A 23,437-nucleotide genomic window follows, 5' to 3' on the forward strand; every position below is an offset into this window, starting at 1 on the left:
TTGTCCCTTAACGTGATAAACGGAAATCTGCTTTGCCGTTTACGGTATATGGTGACAATGAAATATTTTCATTATTTAAGCTTAATGACACTGCTGTTGCATCATCCAAACGAATTTGGAATGGTGTTTCACCGTTTAAGTTGAGTGTCGATGCTTGACGACCTGTCGCCAACACCTTACCCGTCGAATCAACAATATGTACTGAAGTTGGGCTACTGAAGGTCAATGTCAATTGATCACCGCTGACCGCTGCATTTCCGCCATTCATGTCGAGGACTTGAACTTCTGAAGCGACATCACTGGTCACAGCGTCTTCATTATCGCTGCCCGAGGTCATGCCCTGAATCGCCGCCACGATCGCACCAATGACCAACAACACCGCCAATGCAATCAGACCACGTTTGATCCATTTACGATTACGGTCACGGTTAGAACCGGGTAATTTACCCATAATTTTAATCGGTGAATTGTTTAACGCGTGATTTGGCAACAATCCCGTATCGTTGGCATAAATATCATCAAAACGTTGAATGATATTGGTGGCATCAACTTTTAAATATTTGGCATAAGTGCGGTAGTAACCTTTAATAAAGGTCGCTTCAGGCAATGACTTATAATCATCTTGCTCAAGTGCAGTCAGTGTTTTTAATGGAATATTGAGTTCTGATGCGACAGCTTCAAGTTCCAGTTTTTGCGTAATACGTACTTGACGTAAATACTCACCTGGGCGTTGTACATTTCCTAATGCATTTGGAGCTACGCTCGAACCATTCGATTGCGGTGAATTAGGATTTACTTCCATACGGCCTCAGTACTGTACTGTAATTGCAAATAGCGTTGGTATTCAGGACTTTCTGGGAACAAAGCACGTAACTGGTTGACCAGTACTTGCATACCCAAATTGTCGCCATTGGCACGCGCTGTTCGAATGCCAATCCAGAGTGCACGCGCACCCTGATTTTTTTGTCCTACTGCACGTACAAATTGTTCATACATTTGTGTAGCAGCAGGGAACTGCTGATTCAAATAAAAGATTTCAGACAACTCTAACATTGAAACATAAGAATCACGATTAGCCTGCAAAGCTTGTTTGAATGATTTTTCAGCATTCGCCACATCACCCACTTTCAGGTAAATTCGACCTAAATTTTCCAATGCTTTGAAACGTTGATCATAACCTAAAGTTGAACCTGCAATGCTGAACTGTTCAATCGCATCATTATAGCGCTCAACTTGATATAAATACGTACCGTAGTTGTTACGTGCTTGAGAATTTTTTGAGTCTGCTGAAATTGCACGCTTAAAATAACTATCTGCTTTTTCTAAGTTGGCTGGGCTGCCTTCTCTTTGCAGTAAGACGCCCATCATCATATTAGCTTGGGAATCGCGAGAATCCACCTCTAAAGCCTGATCTAATGCACGTTTAGCAGAGTCCAAATCCCCTGCTTTCAGGTGTTCAACAGCCAATTGCGTTCTGATTTTTACGGCTTTCTCTGGGTCTTTTTTCCCAATCTCAGGCGTTTGACATGCTGTTAATGCCAAAACCGATGCACATAAAGCTGAAACGAAAGTGAACTTATACGTTAACTTTTTCAATTGGCTGCCTCTTTATTATCCTTGTGAGCGCAGTATCTCATTTTGCTGCGCAACTTTCTTTTTCCATTGCTCCGCACGACGAGTACGGTCAGCAACTTGCCCCACGAGTTGTCCACACGCAGCGTCGATATCATCACCACGTGTCTGACGAATCGTACACACAAAACCGGCATCAGACAAAGTTTTTTGGAAAGAAATAATACGGTTACGGCTTGAACGACCGTATGGCGCATGCGGGAACGGGTTAAACGGAATTAAATTAATTTTGCTTGGTAAGTTTTTCAACAGCTTTAACATTTGCTGTGCATGTTCAGGATGGTCATTTACACCATCTAACATCACGTATTCGATAGTCACGTGTTTACGTGAGCTTTCATTACCATCTTTGGCGATATAACGCTGACACGCTGCAATCAACTGTTCCAACGGATACTTTTTATTGATCGGAACAAGTTCATTACGTAGTTCATCATTTGGCGCATGGAGTGAAATGGCCAAGGCTACATCAATGTCTTGTGCCAATTGGTCAATTTTCGGCACCACACCTGAGGTTGATAAAGTCACACGACGCTTCGACATACCATACGCAAAGTCATCCAGCATGATACGCATTGAATTCAATACGGCATCATAGTTCAACAGTGGCTCACCCATACCCATCATCACCACGTTGGTCACTGAACGCTCACGATCAGCAACTGGCACATCTTCCATATAAGAGAAGTTCGCCATCCAAAGCTGTCCAATAATTTCAGCTTGGCTCAAGTCACGTTGGAAACCTTGTTTCCCAGTTGAACAGAATGAACAGTCCAGAGCACAGCCCACTTGTGACGAAATACACAAGGTCTTACGTGCGCCGGTTTTATCTTCTGCTGGAATGAGTACGGTTTCAACCAATGAACCTGCACCATCGCCTACACGGAACACCCATTTACGAGTACCGTCTTTTGAATAATTTTTATGCACCACTTCAGGCGCTTTAATTTCACAAATCTTTTCTAGTTTTTCACGCAATTTGCCAGAAATATTGGTCATTTCAGCAAAATCAGTCACGAAGAACTGATGAATCCATTTCATCACCTGCCCAGCACGGAACTTTTTCTCCCCCATTTCTTCGAAGAATTTTTCCATTTGCGGACGTGACATGCCCAGTAAATTCACTTTCTCCACAGTATTTTGCTGCGTCGGAGCGGATGGAGATTGTTGCTGTGCATCAGAAACAGCTGATGTAGCGACTACTTCAGTACTCATGTGTAATTACCTAAACCATGTCTAAAGATCAAAGGAGAAGCTCAGTTATTGAGCAAAGAATTATTCAGAGAATAAAAAAACCAGACAAGCAGTATACCACTTATCTGGTTTGAATACTTCGAATTAACGAGTACGTGGAGCGATCTCAGTTTGAGCGAAGAAGTAGTTAACTTCACGATCAGCAGATGCTACAGAGTCAGAACCGTGAGCAGCGTTTTCGTCGATGCTTACAGCGAAGTCTGCACGGATAGTACCAGGAGCAGCTTCTTTAGGGTTAGTTGCGCCAAGGATTTCACGGTGAGCAAGAACTGCGTTTTCGCCTTCAAGAACTGAAACTACAACTGGACCAGAAGTCATGAATGCAACTAGGTCACCAAAGAAACCACGTTCTTTGTGCTCAGCGTAGAAGCCTTCAGCTTCAGCTTGAGTCAAGTGTTTCATTTTAGTTGCAACGATTTGAAGACCCGCTTTTTCGAAACGAGCAAAGATGTCGCCGATGTGGTTTTTAGCAACTGCGTCTGGTTTAACGATAGATAAAGTACGTTCAATAGCCATGAGAGGCTCCTTAAGTCAATTTGACGTGAAAAATTTGCCGCATTATACCGAATAATGCGCTATTTTCTGCTTTTGCTATACAAAAAAATTGCTTTTTTCGATGTAGGGATTAACTTGCCTCATCAATCCAGGCCATCTGAATTCCCTCAAGCAGACCTTCAGTCGACTTTTCTGGGTCATCAGTGAAATTTGGCAATGCACATACCCATGCATGTAGGTCAGTAAAGCGAATCCATTGCGGATCAACATCAGGGTGAGCTTCATACAGCTCAATTGCGATATCAATGGTATCTGTCCAGCGTAAACCCATGGGTCTTCCTAACATCGTCTATAGAATGATGGCTTACTTTAACAAATTTCAGCAATTCGACGTGATAAACCCTTTTAATTTTTTTATTACCAGATTTTGCAATTAAGTTTTCCACATCAAACTATAAAATCAAACCCAAAAGAGGTGCACAGAGAATAATAACGGCACCCACTGCAGCACCTATTGCAGCACCGACTGCAACATCACTCGGGTAATGCAATCCTAAGATCATGCGAGATAATGCCACCAATAAAGTAAAAGGCAACATTAGGACCAACAGCATGGGTTGAATATAGCCCAGCACTGTTGTTGCCATCACTGCATGTAGAGTATGCCCCGATGGAAAACTAAAATGATCTAGTGGGCGTTCACCTAAGCGAATCACTTGATGCACTTGATACGGTCTTGGGCGCACAGTTTTCTTTTTGAGGAGTTTATAGATCGTGGTACCGACTGAACCACCCAGTAATACATAAACAATTTGTACACTGTAAGACATGCCCTGCACGATCCAAACCGTCGCCAACATGACATACCAAAACACACCATCACCAAGTCGACTCACCATTTTAAATATGTCAGCCACAACTTGTTGATGTGAAAAGTGATTGAGATAAATACAACCTTTTAAATCGAGATGCAGCATTCTTGTTTTTGCATTTTTAAAATTCATCGCTAATCTCCTATCTACAGTCAAAGCCTGACTATGTTGGGGTTGAGCTAGATTTGTGTTGTTATTTTTACAAGTTTAGATCTATGTTTGACTCAGCTTAGGTTCTCTTTTTGACAGTGCAATGATGCTTTGATGACAGTTCAATGAATATTGGTTATGAGGATGCTCAACTTCACTATATGACCAATAACGCTAGCTCCATTGGCTCATCATGGCTTGATCCACCACGCGATATAGCGCTTGCTCAAATTGCTGTACAGGATATTGCCATCCGATTTTAGCAGCGTCTTTTGCCGCCTCGATGCCCATGGTTTTTAATTTAGCGCGTTGCGGCAATTGCTGCATAAGCCGAATAAATTCATCGGTTCGAGATAAGTGACATAACCATCCCGTTTGCTGATTTCTCACGTGCAGTTGGGCACATGCGGCATTATATGCAATCACAGGCAATCCGCTGGCCATTGCCTCCAAAACCACATTACCAAAGGTCTCAACCTGACTTGCGAATACAAAAACATCCGCACTGGCATAGGCTTCCGATAAAGCCTGACCACTTAAACTTCCCATAAAAATAACATCTAGTGATTTTGCCAATTGCATTAATCGTTCACGATCTGGCCCATCACCCACAATGACCAATTTCGTTCGTGCATCTATAGCCAACATCGAACGATAGGCTGAAATTAAAACATCTACCTCTTTTTCAGGAGATAGCCGACCGACATAGAGCATCACACGGGTATGTTCATCTGCTTGCCATTGTTGTCTCAGTTCTGCTCGATAGTGTGAGGGAGAAAATCGACTATGGTCCACACCTCGCCCCACCACCACCAATGGACAACTAAAACCCAATCGATGCAAGGCATCTGCAGTATCTTGGCTCGGGACACAGGTGAGTTGAGTATTGTTATGAAACCATCGTAAATAATGTTGTACAGGCTTCATTAAAAACGCTAAATCAAAGAAGCGACTAAAATCATGAAAGGCCGAATGAAAACCACTGGACACAGGAATCTGTAAAGAACGCGCCAGTTGAAGCATAGCAAAACCCAAAGGCCCTTCAGTGACTATATGCACAATGTCGACTTGGGCTTTTTTTAAAGCTTTACTCAGCTTGATCAATTGCGGCCACCCAAATTGTAAACCAGAATATTTAGGAATCGACTGCGCTCGAACCAAACACTCTTGATCAGGTCGAAAATCCTGACAACTTTCGGACTGTTCTGGGCGTATTAAAAAAATGGAGTTGCCTTGTTGCTGCAAGCCCTTACACAGTTGCAATAAAGAATGTGCAACACCATTAATTTCTGGCGCCCACGTATCTGTAACAATGGCAATTTTTAGACCTGGACGGATTAAGGTTGAGACCGTTTGCACATCCATTCGTGATTGCATATGCTTAAACTGGAACTGAAATCGCGTAGGCTCATCCTGCATACGCCCTAAATTGATAGCCGATTCTGTCATGATCTTACATGCTTCTTATAAATGTATAGTCACAGTTTAAGCAGCAGTTTTTTGCATTTTGATGATTATTTGATGACAGTTTATTGAAAAACATTGACTAATTTCTTCTACAAAATCATGATTTATCCGTAATTTTTAATCACTTTTAAAATCGTCTGACCCGCACGAGAAGTGATTTGCATATCTGCGTTCATCCGCTCTAAGCGCCCACTCATACTACGAAGCCCCACACTCAAACCGGCTTGATTAACCAGATCCACATCAAACCCCACACCATTGTCTTCTACTTCCATTATCAATGCCGAGTTTTCATAATAAATCCGAATCTGCACCACGGTCGCATGACTATGCTTCACAATATTGGTTAATGCTTCTTCGGCTACACGCTGTAAGGTTAAACATTCCAATGGAGTAACATCCACTTCCCATTTTGCAGGAACTGACCATTTAGCGTGTATATCAAGCTCATCAAATAACTGATTAAAACGGTGCCTAAAGGGTGCCATCCATAACAATGGGGTTTCAGGCAGTTTGGTGCCTAAACTTGAACCGCTATCAATGATATGTCGTAAATCATCTCTTAAAATTTTCAACATCGATAAAAATTGCGGATTGGTCAGATCTTTGGAGCTCTGCTCAACCGATGCCATTGAACGAACCAATGAACCACCTAAGCCATCATGTAGGTCATGTGCAATTTGGATACGCTCTTGCAAGCGGGTATTTTCCATTTCCAACTGATAATGATTTTGTAAGGTATGCGTTAACTCTTCCTTTACTTGAGTGACCGTAGTTGCCAACGTTTGATTAAACTTTTCAATTCGTCTCACACTTTTAGTCAAGCGTAGTGCAAAAATAATCGCCACACCCAAAGTTGTAATTGGGGAAGCATATGCTGAAATCAAATCCCCTTCATTCATCATTAAGCGCCAACCGTCATGCACACCAATTGGAACATAAATTAACAGCATAATCCCTGCTAGCAACTTGGCTTCAACTTGTCCTGATTTATAAGCAATCCACGAAAATGTCAGGCAATTCAGCATATAGCAAGCATAGCCCACCATAAAACTCAAATCTAAGACAGGTTGTACCAAAGACTGTGGTGTAAAAAAAATCAAGCAACCCAATACAAAAACAGTCATCCCCATGACTTTTTCAAGACGTGGAAATTTTCGTCCCGCAAAACGCCAAGGATAGAGACAAGTCGCTGTCGTAAAACAAAGAAAGATAAAGATATGCAAACGATAGAAATCTAGCGTTGATAGCCCCCAAAGCGTTTCGGTAGCTAAAAGTTGCCCAACGTATAGCACCCAAAGAAAACTGGTTATGGCATACCAACCAAAAGCTTTCTCTTCGCGTCGAAACAGCCAAACCAGCCCCGCAATGATCCCCAAGATAAACTCAAAAATAGTGGTGTAGCTGTGCAAGCCCCGCATAGCCAACCAATGTTTTTCATACACTTTGGTATTATCGTGATAGCGATTTAAACTGACCTCACCAAGCCCAGGATTCAGTGCATTGACGCCCACCACTCGTATCAGCACTTCATTCTGACCTTGCTTTAAGCTGTTGGGTGGAATGACCCATTGCCGAGGCATATTCCAACTTCGTGACAAAGGCTCTTGTAATGAATCATCCTGCCAAAACAGCTGACCATTCAAATACACTTGCCCTGCCATATTGATGTAACTCACCATCAAAGAATGCGGATCTGAGCCTGCATCCTGACACGTGTATTGCCATTTCAGACGATACCAAGCCGTGCCAGAATAATTATCCCATCGATCTTTCCAACGATCTGGCAACTTTTCTATCGTTTGCCAATGCTCATGCCCGGTTAATTCTCCGCTTGGCGTCAGCGCCTGAGCGACTTCTTGACTGACTAATTTTGACTGACATGTTTGAGCAATAGCTTGTGGACTTAACCCAATCACACCGAACACAAGACAAACAACGGTAAACTTCAGCTTTAAAGGTTTGATTAGAGAAATGAGGAAATTGAAAAATGTCAGGCGTGTTTGAACGCAATACGCCAAGCACATCGAACCTTTTTTCCGACATGCGCAACTTGGTGCATTTGAATGATAGCGATTCAACACTGACCTTCCCCGTTAGCCGAAATAAAATGGCTAAAATAAAAACAAGATCACATATTAAACCTATGAACTCTAATAAGAAAAACTTTTTCTGAATTATTTATTCTTAACGCTATATCGATATTTTAACATCTCAAATACTCAAGGCATTCACATCCAACTTTATATTTGCAACAGAGAATGGAGCTACTTAGATTGAAGCTAGAGACTCACATTAATATCTATACTCAAGCTTCAATCTAGCGACATGAACTTAGCACTCTGCATATAGTCACCTTAGCCATGAAGAAAATCAGTCGCCAAGCATCTCAAAACACCATATTTACAAAGACTGTATCGCGGTAGATTCCTGCAGGTGTCGTTGCATTCACTCGCTCTACCAAACGCACAGCAATCACATAGTTATTTTTGCCAGCGCCTTGCTCGGTAGAAACATTCCACAGATTTTCCATCGCACCTGAAACAGTCATTCGTGTTTTGAGCTTAATCGGGCCATTCGTCACAAAACTACTGCCCGAAGTATCCTGCAAATTTCGGCTATTAAAGCGTATGCGGTATTTACCTGAACAATCGACACTAAATGAACTCGCCGCTTGACTATTATAGTAATTCGCCAAGCGCATATTGGTTTCACTGATTCGTCCCATTTCACAACGACTCGGTGCTGCAAATGTTATTGAACTAAATAACGCTGCTGAGATGAGTAAAATACTTTTCATTGGAAATACTCCTTTATTTACACTGCAATGTAATTAATTCAGGAGTTTGGTTTTCTACCTTTTTCGGCACTGTTAATGCTGTTTGGCAAGATCGACCACCACTGGTCCTCACCGTCAACTTGTAGTAGCCTTCAACCAAACCATATAACATTACCGTGCCATCTGAACCCACTGGATAAACATCAGCTTCTGGGGTATCAATTGCAACTTCACTTCCTGCCACAAATTGATGACCTTGTTCATCCAATATTTTGACCAATATTTGTTGTGTATCAAATACTGAAAAATTAATGTTATAACCACGCTGTCTTAATGCGACTAAACGATGTGCAGCATTTGGAACTTTGCTTTCGATCGGCAATTGATTTTCATCAAATGAAATATCGTAATTAATATAAGGAACGATATCGTGTACAAAGGCATAGCCCTTTTTATTGGTTTTCGCGACTGGAGACATTGAACGCATGACATCAATATCTTCACGACCACCAACATTCACTAAAGCAAAGGCATTATCGACAAAACTGGTCAATGCGTATTGACCGCCCAACCACACCATAGCGCCACGGTAGCCAACCTGTGTTGTTGAATCATTTTCACTATAGAGATGACTTAAGGTTAAATCCCCAACATCCGTGGACAAACCACCATAGGCATTCAATACCGTTTCATCATTACGATAATCCACACCAAGCGCATAATTTGCACCATATTCACCGAATGCATTTTGAATGAAACGGACACCGCCGGATTTATTGGTACCTGCATCAGCCTGAATACGTTTACCACCACCAAAATTATAAGAAAATGTAATAAAGGCACCTGAGTCATCGCTATCACCAAATTCTTGGAAATAGTTGGCTGTATACATTAAATTCGGTGTAATTTCGCGACTCACCCCCACAGTGAGCATTTTGCGATCCTCTAACTCAAATAAAGGATCATTAGATTCATACTGGGTTTGTTCGATATAGTTCAGGTTTAAATTTTGAAAGAATGGGAAATTAGCAAAACTCAAATACGCCATATTTTCAAATTTTGGAAAAATATGATTATCTTCATAACCTAACGCCCGATAATCATTTGTAGCGTAGCGTGAACTCACACCAAAATTGAGTTTCCCGAAATTACGACTGATAGCCAAACCTGCAGAATAGCCATCGTCATTATCGGTTTTACTGCCTAAAAAAATACTGTCTAAAACAAACCATCGATTGACCGCTTGCGTCCATAGAAGTCCTGCATTTTTTACTTTGTCACTATAGGTAGCACTTGCACCCAAAGTGGTACGACTGGTGACACCTCTACGCCAATAGGCTGAACTGAAAAAATCGCGATAATCACTATTTTCTTCGTCATAACTGAAGCGTAGTTTACCTAACGATATGTTGTAATCATTTAAGTCTTCTTTGAGCAATTTACTACTAATTAACACCGGAAAACTTCGAACAGTGGTATTCCCCAATACATCTTGTACAACCATTTGCGCTGTACCCGCACTTTCAATATTGGCACCTGTTTGTAAGTTATAATCTCCAGGTGAAATCTTTTTCTGATAAATATTTACGCCATCAATATATAAATCAACAGTCGAAGGTAAAACCGCACTACCTTTTAGACTTGGAATATTCCAATACACAAAATCTGGACGTGATGTATAGTCTGTACCAAAACTCAAACCACCAAATCGCACACCATGAATTAATGCGCTATATGCAGAGGTCGTATCACCAATAATCAGCTTGGTCGCACTTTTAGAGAAATCAAACTCAAGACTACTATTTAACCTTACGAATTTTTCTTCACGATAATCATCCCCTTTATTATTTCGATAAAAGGCATTATTTCTTAAAATCCAATTGTCTTTAAACACCCCAAGTTCAGGTAGTACACCAAAATTATTATGTTGGGTGTTATTTTCAAAGTGCATTTCATAATTGAGAAATGCACCAAAATTTGCAGGCATCGGCTGACTGATTAAGGCATCCGTTTCTAGCCCAAAGAAATATTTTGATGGAAGATTAATTTTGATGGCTTGCAATTGAGGATCAAATCCAGATTGAATATCTTGATCCGTTACCAAACAAAATGAATTTTTAGTTGCATGTCGTTTCAGAATTTCTACTTTGATTTGCAGCTTATCAAGATCTGCGCACTCTATATAAAACTTGTTATTTTCAGTCAGTAATAATACTTCGCTCTTGCGGTCTACTTCGTTTACCCAAATACTGGTTGGAAACAAATCATCAGGCATATCAACGGCTTCTGCATGAGCAGAATTAGCACATAAAATACAATATAGAAGCAATGTAATTCTATTCATAGCCACTACTCAACTAAATTAAACTCCAAAGGAGTGTCACCTTTATCTGTTTCCACAACGACTTTATAATTACTAGCGCCTTGTAAAGAAACATTCCCGATGTCGTATTGGTTTTTACCTAATGCCAATAAATATTTCATATCGGAAGATTCAGCGACTGTTTTCTTGCTTTTATCGATGACATAAAGTTTTTGGATTTGAATGTGTGATTTTGCTAAATTTTCAACCTGAATAATGGTGCGACCATTCGATTTTTTGGCAATAAATTTCAAATAAGCGGGTTCTTGTTTGCCGACAAAAAATGGCACATTAATACTTAATAACAGTGCAATTTTCGATTCAGAGTTCGTCACTTGAGGTAACTCAGTATAAAGAATACGCCATGCTTCTTCTTGTTGTAGGTTCATACTTTCTACAGATTGAGTAAAACCCACACGAACCATTTGTTTTGAATTTGGTTTTAAAATAAAGTTTTTCGGATTGATAATAATATTGGATTCAGGTGAAAGAACATCTTCCCCTGCGGCATTTTGAGTCCATTTAAATGCTTGAGCCTCAAAAATACGTGGTGTCTCATCATCCCCTTTCGACTCCAAAGTAAATGTCGCACTGCGTTGTTTAGATTTATCGGTTAAATATAACTGCACAGGGCTAATTGAAATACCTGCAAATATTTGAGGACTCAATAAGCAAGTCATTAAACTAAATGAAACGACTTTGAATAAACTTTTCATATACCCACCCCAGTACATTTAAATATTATTATCAATTCAAAAATAAAAAGAAGTTGACCCTAACTGTGTAGAATCAACTCCCTAAATTTGGATTAGTAAGCTACTTTGATATATAAAGTATCTTTGTATGTACCAGCACGTTGAGTACCTGAAATTGCAGATTTTGGAGCAACAGATACTGTGAAGTTATCAACACTCATACCAGCTACAGGTGTAGAGCCGATCGGATAATTCACACCACCTTTTGAAGTCGTGATTTTTGTAGCTACTTTATCAGTAGTCGTTTCATGTTTTACAAAAGTATCTGCACTTGTGCCTGCATTCATTGTAGATAAATTCAGTGTATATGGAGTGTTTGTTGTAACTTGAAAGCTACTAGCACCTGTATAACTGTCTTCAACGAGTTTGATGTCTTTACCTACCAAAAGCTCACATGCTTTTAGAATCTGTAACTCGATGTCGATTTCGCCTTCACACGGCGCACCGCCACATTGTTTAGATTCTTTTTTACCACCAGCGATTGCAGATGTTGCTGGAAGTGCTACGAACAATGTTGCAGATAGTACTGCGGTTAAAATTTTAGATGTAGACATTTCACTTCTCCATTCTCATATGAGATTTATTAGTATGTGCATCAAAGGATATTTATTAAGAAAAACTAATTAATCTTACTTTCCCTAGGTGCTGATTCATTCTTAATCATGTGGAGAAAAAAAGAACCTAATATGGAACATTCACACGAATATTCATGTAATATTATTTTTTACGAATATTTAAATTATGTGACTGTAATATATTAAATATTTTTAATTTTTATATTTTTATTTAATTTTTCTCTTTATCCCAAATTTTGGGGATTTTTTTCATATCCCTATTTTTTGGTATAATCTATCTTATTATTTTTATTAAACTTTATAACAAAAAAAATAATATAGGCTGTTACATATTTCACCAAATATTTGTGAAATAGTTCAAAATAATTTTCAAACAAAACAATACTACGTGAATATTCAACTATATTAATAGTAAAGACCGATTAAATTTAAATTTTAAATAGAATCTCAAATGTATAATCACCACTTTCAGGTATGTCTTTTGAAACGCAATACAAGAATTACGTCACCAAATACTGAGCCTTTGTATTAGATTACAGGTTTTGAAACACGTCTTAGTTTCCAATGTTAAGCTTTTGTAAATCATATTTTCTTTTTTTAAATTTCAAATTTTCGTTTTTCAAATTTTTAGAATCTCATTTATTACATGAATTATCACGTATATTGAAATTCAGTCCCTCTCTTTCAACGCTCTTTTTACTTTGATTTTTTATTCCAAATACTGACTACCTCATTTAAAGTATCTACATTCTTCTTTAGAAAATTCTATAAATAAAAGAAAGCCCCAAGTTATGGGGCTTTTTAAAAAATCTAACTTACTCACTGACTGGATAAAGCAACCCTTGATCGACTCGAAAGATTTGACCTGATCCAAAGTCAATCTGCTGCAACTCTCCTTTTAATTTTGGGAAGCCAGCAATTTTCTCCAATTGTGGTGAGCGTTGAAAATTCTTCGTTTTAGGATTGTACATCCAATAAATAAATCGCTTATCTTCTATTTTTCGACCATCAGAGGTATCTGATAGTACAACATCATAGTATCCATCAAAGTTTACATCTAAGAATCCCATACTATTACCAAAGGCATTAAAGCCTTGTAATGACTGTAGTACTTTGCCATTTGATTTATTAATCACATCTACGCGTTTTAGAGACTTCCCATAAGGTTGGTCTGCGGATTGCATCCCATAAAACTTAAACAGCAGGATAGGTTTATCTGCAGCTTTAAACGCAGGTTCAAACTGTAGATAACTTGTAGATGGTGGTGCCGTTTGTTCCGTCAGTTCAGCTTTAAAGTAGCCTGTATTTGCATTCAATGTTCCTGCCAAACGATAAGCTGTTGCAGCACTTTGTTCAGCCCCAACATTGACTGAGTTCAAGTCAATAAAATCAGCTATTTGAGTCCCTTTAAAGTTAATTTGTTTGGGCTCTTGCAGATCAGTTAAAGTCCCGTGCGGATTCCAAATGCCAGCATACAAATCTAAGAAATAGCGCCCTTCAGTTGAGCGAAGCATCCGCTGCATGGATATCCGGACATCAGGTAAAGGCTTTAACTCAGGCAGTGTTATATCTGGATCTTGTGCAAAACTCACCACGGGTAGACTAAGAGCGAGTAAGAGAGAGATTTTTGATATTTTCATTGCAATTACACACTCCATGCAGCATGAATAATGCCTACTCTATCACAACCTAAATTCAACACAGATGACACAAATATAGGAGTTTTGAAACCACCTACGACTCAAACCATCAGATTAAATTGGAGTTGCTTTTAAAGCCCATGTTTCCAACCTTTGACAACCATTAAAAACATCTTTTTTTGATTTGGAAATAAAATTTTGTTCTATTATTGATCTACGACTTTTTTACTTGAATACAAGGAAAAAAGTATTGCTCTGGATGAAGCCCGAAAAGCAAATCACTGTTGTGGACGCAAAGAGGCCACGTACTGCCTTTTATCCTTGCTAGGTACAAAGCAAATTTAAATACCACTCAAATGAGTGGGCTTTCACATTCAAATCAATTGATTCAAGAAATTAGTTTTTCTCTTTATCAACGATTTTGTTCGCTTGGATCCAAGGTACGAAAATGATGTAAGCATCGCTTACATCATTTGAGGCACGCAGCCTTGATACCGTCTTTTGTAAGGCATAAAAAAGCCCCTGTTAAAAACAAGGGCTTTTTGACTTAGATATCAGAACTTAGTTCTTTTCTTTGTCTACAATTTTGTTCGCCTGGATCCAAGGCATCATCGCGCGTAACTTACCGCCAGTTACTTCAATACCGTGAGCAGCATTTTGACGACGACGTGCAGTCATTGAAGGGTAGTTTAAAGCACCTTCATTGATGAACATTTTCGCGTATTCGCCAGATTGAATACGTTTAAGTGCATTACGCATCGCTTCACGAGATTGTTCGTTGATTACTTCAACGCCAGTTACGTATTCGCCATATTCAGCATTGTTTGATACTGAGTAGTTCATGTCCGCGATACCGCCTTCGAACATTAAGTCAACGATCAATTTAAGTTCGTGTAGACATTCGAAGTAAGCCATTTCTGGTGCATAACCAGCTTCAACAAGAGTTTCGAAGCCCATTTTAACCAACTCAACAGCACCACCACAAAGAACTGCTTGCTCACCGAAAAGGTCAGTTTCAGTTTCTTCACGGAATGAAGTTTCGATAATACCAGTACGGCCGCCACCAACACCTGAAGCATAAGAAAGCGCAACGTTACGTGCATTACCAGAAGCATCTTGGTGAACAGCGATAAGATCAGGTACACCTGAACCACGTTGGAATTCTGAACGTACAGTATGACCAGGCGCTTTTGGAGCAACCATGATTACGTCAAGGTCAGCACGTGGAACAACTTGGTTATAAAGAACAGAGAAACCATGAGCAAATGCTAGCGTTGCACCTTGCTTGATGTTTGGCTCAATTACGTCACGGTAAAGTTGTGATTGAAACTCATCTGGAGTCAAAATCATAACTAAGTCAGCTTGAGCTACAGCAGCAGGAACTTCTGAAACTTTAAGACCAGCATTTTCAGCTTTTTTCCAAGAAGTAGAACCAGCGCGTAAACCTACAGTTACGTCAACGCCTGAATCTTTAAGGTTAAGCGCATGAGCATGGCCTTGTGAACCATAACCAATGATTGCTACTTTTTTGCCTTGGATGATAGATAAGTCTGTGTCTTTATCGTAAAAAATTTGCATTGCTGTCTCCGCTAAAATGCTTTTGTTTCCTTTAACTTGATACCGTGATTCCGTTTGATTATTCACGTTTCAAGTACCTCACCCATAGGAGTGAGGTGAATATATAAAATTAGATAGTTAAAACTTTTTCGCCACGTGCGATACCTGAAACACCTGAACGTACAACTTCTAGAATTGTATTTTCAGCTAAGGCATCAATAAAACCATCAATCTTTTCAGTTGTACCTGCGATTTGAATGGTATATGTCGTTGGCGTTACGTCTACGATTTGTCCACGGAAAATATCCGCAGTACGTTTAATTTCTGCGCGTGCTGAACCGAGTGCTTTGACTTTAATTAACATCAATTCACGCTCAATGTGAGCACCTTCAGACAAATCAACAACTTTTACAACTTCTACAAGCTTGTTGAGTTGCTTAGTGATTTGTTCAATTTTGTGCTCATCACCATACGTCGTTAAAGTCAAACGCGAAAGCGTCGGATCTTCTGTTGGCGCTACGTTTAATGTCTCAATGTTATAACCACGCTGAGAGAATAAACCCACCAAACGTGAAAGCGCACCTGCTTCGTTTTCTACAAGTACAGAGATAATATGTCTCATTGTGTGCGCTCTCCTTTGCCTAACCACATATCTTTCATTGACTGGCCAGCAACCAACATTGGATATACATGCTCTGAACGGTCAACCATTACGTTAATAAACACGCACTTGTCATTGATCGCCATCGCTTCAGCAAGCTTCGACTCGAGTTCATCTGCATGGTCAATTTGAATACCCACATGACCATACGCTTCCATTAATTTAGGGAAGTCTGGAAGTGACTCAACATACGAGCTTGAGTGACGACCTTCGTAGTTCATGTCTTGCCATTGCTTAACCATACCTAATGCACGGTTATTCAAGCATAGAATTTTTACATTCAAGCCATATTGCTTACATGTGGAAAGTTCTTGGATACACATCTGAATCGATGCTTCGCCAGTAATACACACTACCTGTTGATCTGGGAAGGCAAGTTTTGCTGCCATAGCATATGGCAAACCTACACCCATGGTTCCTAGACCACCTGAGTTGATCCATTGACGTGGACGTGTGTATTTGTAGTAAAGCGCACCAAACATTTGGTGTTGACCAACATCTGAAGTAATGATGGCTTGGCTATTGGTAATTTTATCCAACGCTTCAACAACTTGCTGTGGCTTCATTGAACCATCAGTTGGTTTGTCATAGTTCAAACCATGAACTTGACGCCATTCATTGATTTGTTTCCACCAAGCCGCGATATCTTCTGGATTTGGTTTAGACACATTCAATTGCTTTAATTGCACCAACATTTCAGTCAATACAGGCTCTACTGCACCCACAATTGGGATGTGCGCCATAATTGTTTTTGAAATCGTTGCTGGGTCAATATCAATATGAATGACTTTTGCATTTGGACAGAATTTCGCTGGATTATTGGTTACACGGTCATCGAAGCGCGCGCCCACACACAGAATCACATCTGCATTGTGCATGGTCATATTGGCTTCGTACGTACCATGCATACCCAACATACCGATGAATTGTTCGTCATTGCCCGGATACGCACCAAGACCCATTAAGGTGCTGGTTACTGGATAACCCAGTAAATGTGCAAGTTCTGTCAACTGTGCAGAAGCATTGCCTTGAACCACACCACCGCCTGAATAAATAATTGGGCGTTTGGCATGAATCAATTCATCAATTGCTTTACGAATCTGACCTGAGTGACCACGATGCGGCGGTTGATACGAACGCATTTTCACTTTTTCAGGATATTCGTAAGCAAATTTCTCTGCAGGATTCGTTGCATCTTTTGGAATATCAACGACAACAGGACCCGGACGGCCACTTGAAGCGATATAAAATGCCTTCTTAATAATAGAAGGGATTTCGCTTGCATGACGTACTTGGAAGCTGTGTTTTACGATTGGACGCGAAATACCGACCATATCAGTTTCTTGGAACGCATCCTCACCGATAAGATGGCTTGCAACCTGACCTGACAAAATCACCATTGGGATTGAGTCCATATAGGCAGTTGCAATTGGAGTTACGGTATTTGTTGCACCCGGACCAGATGTCACCAATACGACACCTGTTTTACCTGTGACACGTGAGTAAGCATCAGCCATATGACCAGCAGCTTGCTCGTGGCGCACTAGGTAATGATTGATTTTTTCTTGTTGAAATAGCGCATCATAAATATGCAGTACTGCGCCGCCTGGGTATCCAAAAACATGTTCAACGCCTTCGTCCGCTAAAGCGCGTACGAGCATTTCACCACCAGATAAAAGTTCCAACGTGATTCACCCTAATCTTTTTTCACGCACAAATGGAGGGCATTTGTCGTGGTTAATTCATTAACTGTGTGCTCTGTTATAGCACACAAATTTCATAGTTTTCATAGCAATAAGAAAAAAATCTGACCTGCTTGCTGTTTGAGCAATATGGGGTCTAAAACATGTTGGGATAAACATATTTTGTTGGCTTTGTTCAACTTCTCGGCTAGAGAAGAAGTCCATTGCTAAAATGCACTCATTCGAAGGGTGATCGATCTAAGGCATATAAAACTAAAGACAGCATTTTTGTAGTTTCAACCATTAAAGTCAAGTTTAAAAATCGGCTTTTTTCTGATTACTTACAGACCGTTTGTTTTTTAAGCACACTGCCGTTCTTTGCATTCTTTGTAGTTTGTTTATTTATAACCAGTTAGCATGTATTTAATAAAATACTTTTATAAATCTAATAAATAAATTAAATGAATGGCCGTGGGTTTTTAATTCAATTACCTCACTTTCAACTTAAGGCATGGATTAAATGATAAGAACCCAATATTTTGATTGCTTATAAATTCTACAATTCATCATTCGAGAAGTTATTCATCCCACCCGATGCCCCTTTTATCCTTTGTGCTAAAAAATGCATAGATTCTGCTGTCAAAAAAGCGCAAAATTTTCAGCATAATTTTGTATGATCACTATAACTTTGGGACTGAATTTATGATGAAGACGACGATTGCACGAACTGCATGTATTTTATCTAGCATGGCGTTTTGCCTGACCAGTTTGGACCTTTCAGCGAAAGAATATTACAAATGGGTGGATGCTAAAGGCTCAACGCATTACACCACTACCCCTCCCCCAAAAAATGCGCAGCGTAAAGGTAAAGTGAATACCTATGGTGCAACAACGACTACGCAATCAACTCCAGTAAAAAACCAAGAAGAGGTTTCACGTGAAGCCGAACAGTCGAATGAACAAAATGAGCAACAAGCAGAACAACAACGCGAAGCCAATGCAGCACTCCGCCAAGCTCAAGCGGTAGCTGCCGCAGCACAATAATTCACGCCAAAGTCCTGCTATATCAACTTAAATTATTTACATCTAGGCAGCATCGCAAAATTCACTCTAGGCGTATTTTGCGCTATGCTGTAGCACAAACTTTTTAACCGTTATTTCTATTTACGTTTATGACTACTCACATTGACCCTGAATATCAAGCCAGTGCGATTGAACCTACAGTCCAACAAGACTGGGAAAATCGCAAAGCCTTCAAAGTTGCCGACCAAGTAGAAGGACCACGTCGTTATATCCTCTCTATGTTCCCTTATCCAAGTGGCAAACTGCATATGGGTCATGTGCGTAACTATACAATTGGTGACGTGATCAGCCGTTTCCACCGCTTACAAGGTGAAACTGTGCTACAACCAATGGGTTGGGATGCATTCGGTCTACCTGCTGAAAATGCTGCAATTGCCCATCAAGTCGCACCTGCAAAATGGACTTTTGAAAACATTGATTACATGCGTAATCAGCTTAAAAAGTTAGGTCTTTCTGTAGATTGGGATCGTGAATTTGCAACTTGCACACCTGAATACTACCGCTGGGAACAATGGTTATTCGTTCAGCTTTATAAAAAAGGTTTAATTTACCGTAAGCTTTCAACAGTGAATTGGGACCCTGTAGACCAAACTGTTTTAGCAAACGAACAAGTTGAAAATGGTCGTGGCTGGCGTTCTGGTGCATTGGTCGAAAAACGTGATATTCCAATGTACTACTTCCGCATCACTGACTATGCGCAAGAATTACTTGACGATTTAGAAACATTAAAAGACGGCTGGCCACAGCAAGTTTTAACCATGCAACGTAACTGGATTGGTCGCTCACAGGGTATGGAAATTACCTTCCCTTCAGCGAATCCAAACGTTTATGCAGATGGTTTAACTGTATTTACCACTCGTGCTGACACACTCATGGGTGTGACTTATGTTGCAGTTGCAGCAGAGCATCCAATGGCACTTAAAGCTGCGGAAAGCAATCCTGAGCTTGCTGCATTTATCGAAGAATGCCGTATGGGTTCTGTTGCAGAAGCCGATCTTGCGACTGCTGAAAAGAAAGGCATGGCAACTGGTCTTTCTGTGAAGCACCCCGTTACAGGTGAAGAAGTTCCTGTTTGGATCGCAAACTACGTCTTAATGTCTTACGGTTCAGGCGCGGTGATGGCAGTGCCTTCACACGATGAACGTGACTTCGAATTTGCCAACAAATATGGCTTAACCATCAAGCAAGTAATTGATGCCAAAGGCGCAGACGATGCAGACTTTGACGCAACAACTTGGCAAGAATGGTACGGTTCTAAAGAAGGCAAACTGGTGAATTCAGGCGAATTTGACGGTTTAGACTTACAAGGTGCGTATGATGCATTCCTTGCTAAATTAGAACCGACTGAACTTGCCAACTCGAAAGTTCAATTCCGTTTACGTGACTGGGGTGTTTCTCGTCAGCGTTATTGGGGTTGTCCAATTCCAATGATCAACTGTGAAAAATGTGGTCAGGTTCCAGTACCTGAAGAACAACTTCCAGTTGTATTGCCAACGGACGTAGTTCCAGATGGTTCAGGCAACCCACTAAACAAAATGCCTGAATTCTATGAAACCACTTGCCCATGCTGTGGTGGCGATGCTCGTCGTGAAACAGATACTTTAGATACTTTCGTAGAATCTTCTTGGTACTATGCACGCTATGCATCTCCAGATTTCACTGACGGTATGGTGAAACCTGAAGCGGGTCAAACTTGGTTACCTGTGAACCAATACATCGGTGGTGTTGAACACGCGATTCTACATTTACTTTATGCACGTTTCTTCCACAAATTGATGCGTGATGAAGGTGTGGTACAAGGTAACGAACCATTCACTAACTTGCTTACTCAAGGTATGGTGCTTGCGGATACTTACTACCGTGAATCTGAGTCAGGTAAGAAAACATGGTTTAATCCTGCTGACATCGACTTAGAGCGTGATGAAAAAGGCCGTATCATCTCTGCGAAATATCAAGGTGATGGTCAAGACGTCGTGGTTGGCGGTCAAGAAAAAATGTCGAAATCGAAAAACAACGGTATCGACCCGCAAGCGATTATTGATCAATACGGCGCAGATACTGCACGTGTATTTATGATGTTCGCTGCACCACCAGATCAATCACTAGAATGGTCTGACGCTGGTGTTGAAGGTGCAAACCGCTTCTTAAAACGTGTATGGCGCTTAGCAACAGGTTTCCTTGAACAAGGCAACTCTGCTGCAAACATCGACAAAGCGACACTATCTACCGCTGCACAAGACTTGCGTCGTAAAACACACGAAACCATTCAAAAAGTGGGTGATGACATTGCACGTCGTCATGCCTTCAACACCGCCATTGCTGCGATGATGGAACTTTTGAATGCAAACAATAAGTTTGAAGCGAAAGATGACAATGACGTTGCCGTTGCACGTGAATCAATCACAACCCTTCTAACTTTACTTGCTCCGTTTGCACCACATTTGAGCCAAACCTTATTGGCAGAATTTGGTATCGAATTAACATCAGCACACTTCCCTGCTGTAGATGAATCTGCGCTGACTCGCAATACACAAACGATTGTGGTGCAAGTAAACGGTAAACTTCGTGGCAAATTAGAAGTATCTGTCGATGCCTCTAAAGATGACATTCTTGCGCAAGCAAAAGCATTACCTGAAGTTCAACAATTCTTGACTGGCCCAACCAAGAAAGAAATTGTGGTGCCGAATAAATTAGTGAATTTGGTGGTTTAAGAACCTTAAGCTCCTTCTCTTGCGCCATATATGGCTCAGGGAGAAGGTTGGGATGAGGGTTATTAATAAAACTCACCTCTCCCTAACCCTCTCCTAACAGGAGAGGGAATATAAGGATTTCACAATTCCCAAACAAAGCCCGTTGCCAGTCAACGGGCTTTGACTTTACAATCCACACAGGATTTCAACATTATCCCTTCGGGAAACAGAGGACACTTTATGCACTTGGTTCAACGTGTTGCTGCAATTGTATTAACTATGGGCCTGAGCGCAGGCATGGTCGGTTGTGGTTTTCATTTAAAAGGCACCAACCCTGCTGCTGTACCTGTAGCCTATTCCAATATGCGATTGGCACTTCCTGAAGATACGGATGACTTACATGAAAAGTTAGCGATTTATTTAGGTTCTGCAGGCGTGCAATTGAGCAATAATCAAAATGCCTATGTCTTACATGTGTTGGATTACACTCCGCGTCGTTTAGAACTCAATGGTAAATTGGTTGAAACTTTATTGCGTTTGAATGTGACGTTCCAAATTGAAGATGCTCAAGGCAATCCTGTGACAGAACCACGTACATTGATGGCAACACGTAGCTACCAATACGACGTTGCAACCGTGAACACCGATGACCAAGAAGAAAAATATTTAAAACAAGTGATTATTGATGATATTGCACAACAGATCGTGCGCCAAATTTCATCAAACCGCTTACCAAAAGCAAACCCACTGACTGCACCGACCAACGCTGAGTAATTTTGATTTATGAAACTTGACTATCTTCAGGCATTAAAACGTGTAGATGAAGCGCAAGGTGCCTGGGTGCTACATGGTCAAGAGCCATTACTTGAACAAAATCTCCTCGATGCATTTCGTAAGAGTTGGAACGCTCGAGAAATCGAGCGTCAACGTTATGACATTAGCTCTGCGTCCGATTGGAAAAATGTCTTTAATGCGTTAAACAGCTTGTCATTATTTTCCAGTCAACTGGCAATTGAGGTACATGGCAGCATTAAACCCGATGCCAATGGGCTAAAACTGTTAAAAAGCTATTTGCAGCAAAATGAAAGCAACTTGCTGCTCGTGGTAATGCCGAAGCAAGACAGTGCGAGTTTAAAGACCAGTTTCTTCCAAACCATTGATGCCAATGGGGTCAATGTTGCACTGACTGCAAACTATCCTAAAGATCGTCAGCAAATCTTAGCTACCGAGGCGCAAAAGCTCGGCATTCAACTCGCCAATGATGCTTGGCAATGGCTAGAACAGCATCATGAGCACAACCTACTGGCTGCAAAAAATAGTTTAATGCGTGTCGCAGATACTTTTCCTGAAGCAGAGATGATTCAGATTGATCATCTGTACTCTTGCTTACAAGATCAGTCACGCTACACCACCTACGATTTAAACGATGCAATGCTGCAAGGCAATTTGGCGCAATCAATAAAAATTTTTCAATATTTGATTGCCTCTGGTGAGCCAATGTCACTCATTTTATGGAGTATCAGCAAGGAAATGCGCTTGCTGATGCAACTGTTTGAGCAACCACAAAATGCCTTGCAAATTGGTATTTGGAAGACCAAAGTCGGGCTGTATCAACAAGCTTTACGTCGTTTAAATGCCAATGAGTTTTTGACTTGGCCTGCCCTACTATTACGTTTAGATGCCTCGATTAAAGGTTTGGGACATGAAAACCCAGAACATTTAGTGCAGCAAGCGATTGCCAGCTTATGTGGTCGAAAATTATTTTATTAAGATTTATCTTCGG

The 23,437-nt window shown here is 40.5% G+C and carries 20 protein-coding genes; 4 read left to right on the forward strand and 16 right to left on the reverse strand.

Translation table 11 applies throughout. From position 1 onward, the window contains the following. Nucleotides 1-7: 7 nt before the first annotated feature. The 16 genes from B1202_RS05670 to B1202_RS05745 all read right to left on the reverse strand — a co-directional run bounded on the left by B1202_RS05670 (nt 8) and on the right by B1202_RS05745 (nt 17,884). Nucleotides 8-802, reverse strand: coding sequence for a helix-turn-helix domain-containing protein (locus B1202_RS05670; RefSeq protein WP_078189611.1), 795 nt, complete (start codon nt 800-802; stop codon nt 8-10). Beyond that, a complete protein-coding gene (pilW, locus tag B1202_RS05675) occupies nt 793-1,596 on the reverse strand; it encodes a type IV pilus biogenesis/stability protein PilW (protein ID WP_078189612.1) in 804 nt (267 codons plus the stop codon). The genes B1202_RS05670 and pilW overlap by 10 nt, the downstream gene beginning before the upstream one ends. Nucleotides 1,597-1,611: 15 nt before the next feature. After that, on the reverse strand, nt 1,612-2,847 hold the full coding sequence (gene rlmN, locus B1202_RS05680; RefSeq protein WP_078189613.1) for a 23S rRNA (adenine(2503)-C(2))-methyltransferase RlmN: 1,236 nt from the start codon (nt 2,845-2,847) through the stop codon (nt 1,612-1,614). A 123-nt stretch (nt 2,848-2,970) separates the two neighbouring features. Continuing rightward, nucleotides 2,971-3,402 (reverse strand): nucleoside-diphosphate kinase, encoded by a 432-nt coding sequence (gene ndk / locus B1202_RS05685; protein WP_078189614.1) that lies wholly within the window; start codon nt 3,400-3,402, stop codon nt 2,971-2,973. 109 nt (nt 3,403-3,511) lie between these two features. After that, on the reverse strand, nt 3,512-3,712 hold the full coding sequence (gene iscX, locus B1202_RS05690; protein ID WP_078189615.1) for a Fe-S cluster assembly protein IscX: 201 nt from the start codon (nt 3,710-3,712) through the stop codon (nt 3,512-3,514). A 121-nt stretch (nt 3,713-3,833) separates the two neighbouring features. Further along, on the reverse strand, nt 3,834-4,385 hold the full coding sequence (locus B1202_RS05695; RefSeq protein ID WP_078189616.1) for a phosphatase PAP2 family protein: 552 nt from the start codon (nt 4,383-4,385) through the stop codon (nt 3,834-3,836). A gap of 192 nt (nt 4,386-4,577) precedes the next feature. After that, nucleotides 4,578-5,855: a glycosyltransferase family 4 protein gene (locus B1202_RS05700; RefSeq protein ID WP_416202511.1), complete on the reverse strand. Its 1,278-nt coding sequence runs from the start codon at nt 5,853-5,855 to the stop codon at nt 4,578-4,580. A 119-nt stretch (nt 5,856-5,974) separates the two neighbouring features. Beyond that, nucleotides 5,975-7,789, reverse strand: coding sequence for an ATP-binding protein (locus tag B1202_RS05705; RefSeq protein ID WP_171262601.1), 1,815 nt, complete (start codon nt 7,787-7,789; stop codon nt 5,975-5,977). Between the two features lie 470 nt (nt 7,790-8,259). Further along, on the reverse strand, nt 8,260-8,670 hold the full coding sequence (locus B1202_RS05710; protein ID WP_078189619.1) for a hypothetical protein: 411 nt from the start codon (nt 8,668-8,670) through the stop codon (nt 8,260-8,262). Nucleotides 8,671-8,683: 13 nt separating this feature from the next. Then, nucleotides 8,684-10,993: a fimbria/pilus outer membrane usher protein gene (locus B1202_RS05715; protein WP_078189620.1), complete on the reverse strand. Its 2,310-nt coding sequence runs from the start codon at nt 10,991-10,993 to the stop codon at nt 8,684-8,686. 5 nt (nt 10,994-10,998) lie between these two features. Next, the gene (locus B1202_RS05720; RefSeq protein WP_078189621.1) at nt 10,999-11,727 is read right to left on the reverse strand and encodes a molecular chaperone; all 729 of its coding nucleotides are present in this window, start codon (nt 11,725-11,727) and stop codon (nt 10,999-11,001) included. Between the two features lie 92 nt (nt 11,728-11,819). Further along, the gene (locus tag B1202_RS05725) at nt 11,820-12,320 is read right to left on the reverse strand and encodes a hypothetical protein (RefSeq protein ID WP_078189622.1); all 501 of its coding nucleotides are present in this window, start codon (nt 12,318-12,320) and stop codon (nt 11,820-11,822) included. 836 nt (nt 12,321-13,156) lie between these two features. Beyond that, on the reverse strand, nt 13,157-13,981 hold the full coding sequence (locus tag B1202_RS05730) for an XAC2610-related protein (RefSeq protein ID WP_078189623.1): 825 nt from the start codon (nt 13,979-13,981) through the stop codon (nt 13,157-13,159). Nucleotides 13,982-14,542: 561 nt separating this feature from the next. Then, nucleotides 14,543-15,559 carry a ketol-acid reductoisomerase gene (gene ilvC, locus B1202_RS05735; protein WP_078189624.1) on the reverse strand — a complete coding sequence of 339 codons (1,017 nt, stop codon included), beginning with the start codon at nt 15,557-15,559 and terminating at the stop codon, nt 14,543-14,545. Nucleotides 15,560-15,668: 109 nt separating this feature from the next. Next, nucleotides 15,669-16,160 (reverse strand): acetolactate synthase small subunit, encoded by a 492-nt coding sequence (gene ilvN / locus B1202_RS05740; RefSeq protein ID WP_078189625.1) that lies wholly within the window; start codon nt 16,158-16,160, stop codon nt 15,669-15,671. Then, nucleotides 16,157-17,884, reverse strand: a complete 1,728-nt coding sequence (locus tag B1202_RS05745; protein WP_078189626.1) for an acetolactate synthase 3 large subunit — start codon at nt 17,882-17,884, stop codon at nt 16,157-16,159. Before B1202_RS05745 ends, ilvN begins: the two co-directional genes overlap by 4 nt. Before the next feature lie 699 nt (nt 17,885-18,583). Between B1202_RS05745 and B1202_RS05750 the strand changes: the two genes are divergently transcribed. The 4 genes from B1202_RS05750 (at nt 18,584) to holA (ending at nt 23,424) form a co-directional block, all read left to right on the forward strand. Then, nucleotides 18,584-18,925 carry a DUF4124 domain-containing protein gene (locus B1202_RS05750; protein WP_228145135.1) on the forward strand — a complete coding sequence of 114 codons (342 nt, stop codon included), beginning with the start codon at nt 18,584-18,586 and terminating at the stop codon, nt 18,923-18,925. 128 nt (nt 18,926-19,053) lie between these two features. Further along, nucleotides 19,054-21,675: a leucine--tRNA ligase gene (gene leuS, locus B1202_RS05755; RefSeq protein ID WP_078189627.1), complete on the forward strand. Its 2,622-nt coding sequence runs from the start codon at nt 19,054-19,056 to the stop codon at nt 21,673-21,675. A gap of 219 nt (nt 21,676-21,894) precedes the next feature. Then, a complete protein-coding gene (gene lptE, locus B1202_RS05760) occupies nt 21,895-22,428 on the forward strand; it encodes an LPS assembly lipoprotein LptE (RefSeq protein WP_078189628.1) in 534 nt (177 codons plus the stop codon). A 9-nt stretch (nt 22,429-22,437) separates the two neighbouring features. Continuing rightward, nucleotides 22,438-23,424, forward strand: coding sequence for a DNA polymerase III subunit delta (holA, locus tag B1202_RS05765; RefSeq protein ID WP_078189629.1), 987 nt, complete (start codon nt 22,438-22,440; stop codon nt 23,422-23,424). Nucleotides 23,425-23,437: the final 13 nt, after the last annotated feature.

It is taken from the genome of Acinetobacter amyesii, from assembly GCF_002018365.1.
GTDB classification, from domain to species: Bacteria; Pseudomonadota; Gammaproteobacteria; order Pseudomonadales; family Moraxellaceae; genus Acinetobacter; species Acinetobacter amyesii.

What these genes read in the sequence shown, in the direction of transcription:
- B1202_RS05670 (WP_078189611.1), bottom strand. Translation starts at nt 802, where the DNA reads ATGGAAGTAAATCCTAATTCACCGCAATCGAATGGTTCGAGCGTAGCT.
- rlmN (WP_078189613.1), bottom strand. Translation starts at nt 2,847, where the DNA reads ATGAGTACTGAAGTAGTCGCTACATCAGCTGTTTCTGATGCACAGCAA.
- ndk (WP_078189614.1), bottom strand. Translation starts at nt 3,402, where the DNA reads ATGGCTATTGAACGTACTTTATCTATCGTTAAACCAGACGCAGTTGCT.
- iscX (WP_078189615.1), bottom strand. Translation starts at nt 3,712, where the DNA reads ATGGGTTTACGCTGGACAGATACCATTGATATCGCAATTGAGCTGTAT.
- B1202_RS05695 (WP_078189616.1), bottom strand. Translation starts at nt 4,385, where the DNA reads ATGAATTTTAAAAATGCAAAAACAAGAATGCTGCATCTCGATTTAAAA.
- B1202_RS05710 (WP_078189619.1), bottom strand. Translation starts at nt 8,670, where the DNA reads ATGAAAAGTATTTTACTCATCTCAGCAGCGTTATTTAGTTCAATAACA.
- B1202_RS05715 (WP_078189620.1), bottom strand. Translation starts at nt 10,993, where the DNA reads ATGAATAGAATTACATTGCTTCTATATTGTATTTTATGTGCTAATTCT.
- B1202_RS05720 (WP_078189621.1), bottom strand. Translation starts at nt 11,727, where the DNA reads ATGAAAAGTTTATTCAAAGTCGTTTCATTTAGTTTAATGACTTGCTTA.
- B1202_RS05725 (WP_078189622.1), bottom strand. Translation starts at nt 12,320, where the DNA reads ATGTCTACATCTAAAATTTTAACCGCAGTACTATCTGCAACATTGTTC.
- B1202_RS05730 (WP_078189623.1), bottom strand. Translation starts at nt 13,981, where the DNA reads ATGAAAATATCAAAAATCTCTCTCTTACTCGCTCTTAGTCTACCCGTG.
- ilvC (WP_078189624.1), bottom strand. Translation starts at nt 15,559, where the DNA reads ATGCAAATTTTTTACGATAAAGACACAGACTTATCTATCATCCAAGGC.
- ilvN (WP_078189625.1), bottom strand. Translation starts at nt 16,160, where the DNA reads ATGAGACATATTATCTCTGTACTTGTAGAAAACGAAGCAGGTGCGCTT.
- B1202_RS05750 (WP_228145135.1), top strand. Translation starts at nt 18,584, where the DNA reads ATGATGAAGACGACGATTGCACGAACTGCATGTATTTTATCTAGCATG.
- leuS (WP_078189627.1), top strand. Translation starts at nt 19,054, where the DNA reads ATGACTACTCACATTGACCCTGAATATCAAGCCAGTGCGATTGAACCT.
- lptE (WP_078189628.1), top strand. Translation starts at nt 21,895, where the DNA reads ATGCACTTGGTTCAACGTGTTGCTGCAATTGTATTAACTATGGGCCTG.
- holA (WP_078189629.1), top strand. Translation starts at nt 22,438, where the DNA reads ATGAAACTTGACTATCTTCAGGCATTAAAACGTGTAGATGAAGCGCAA.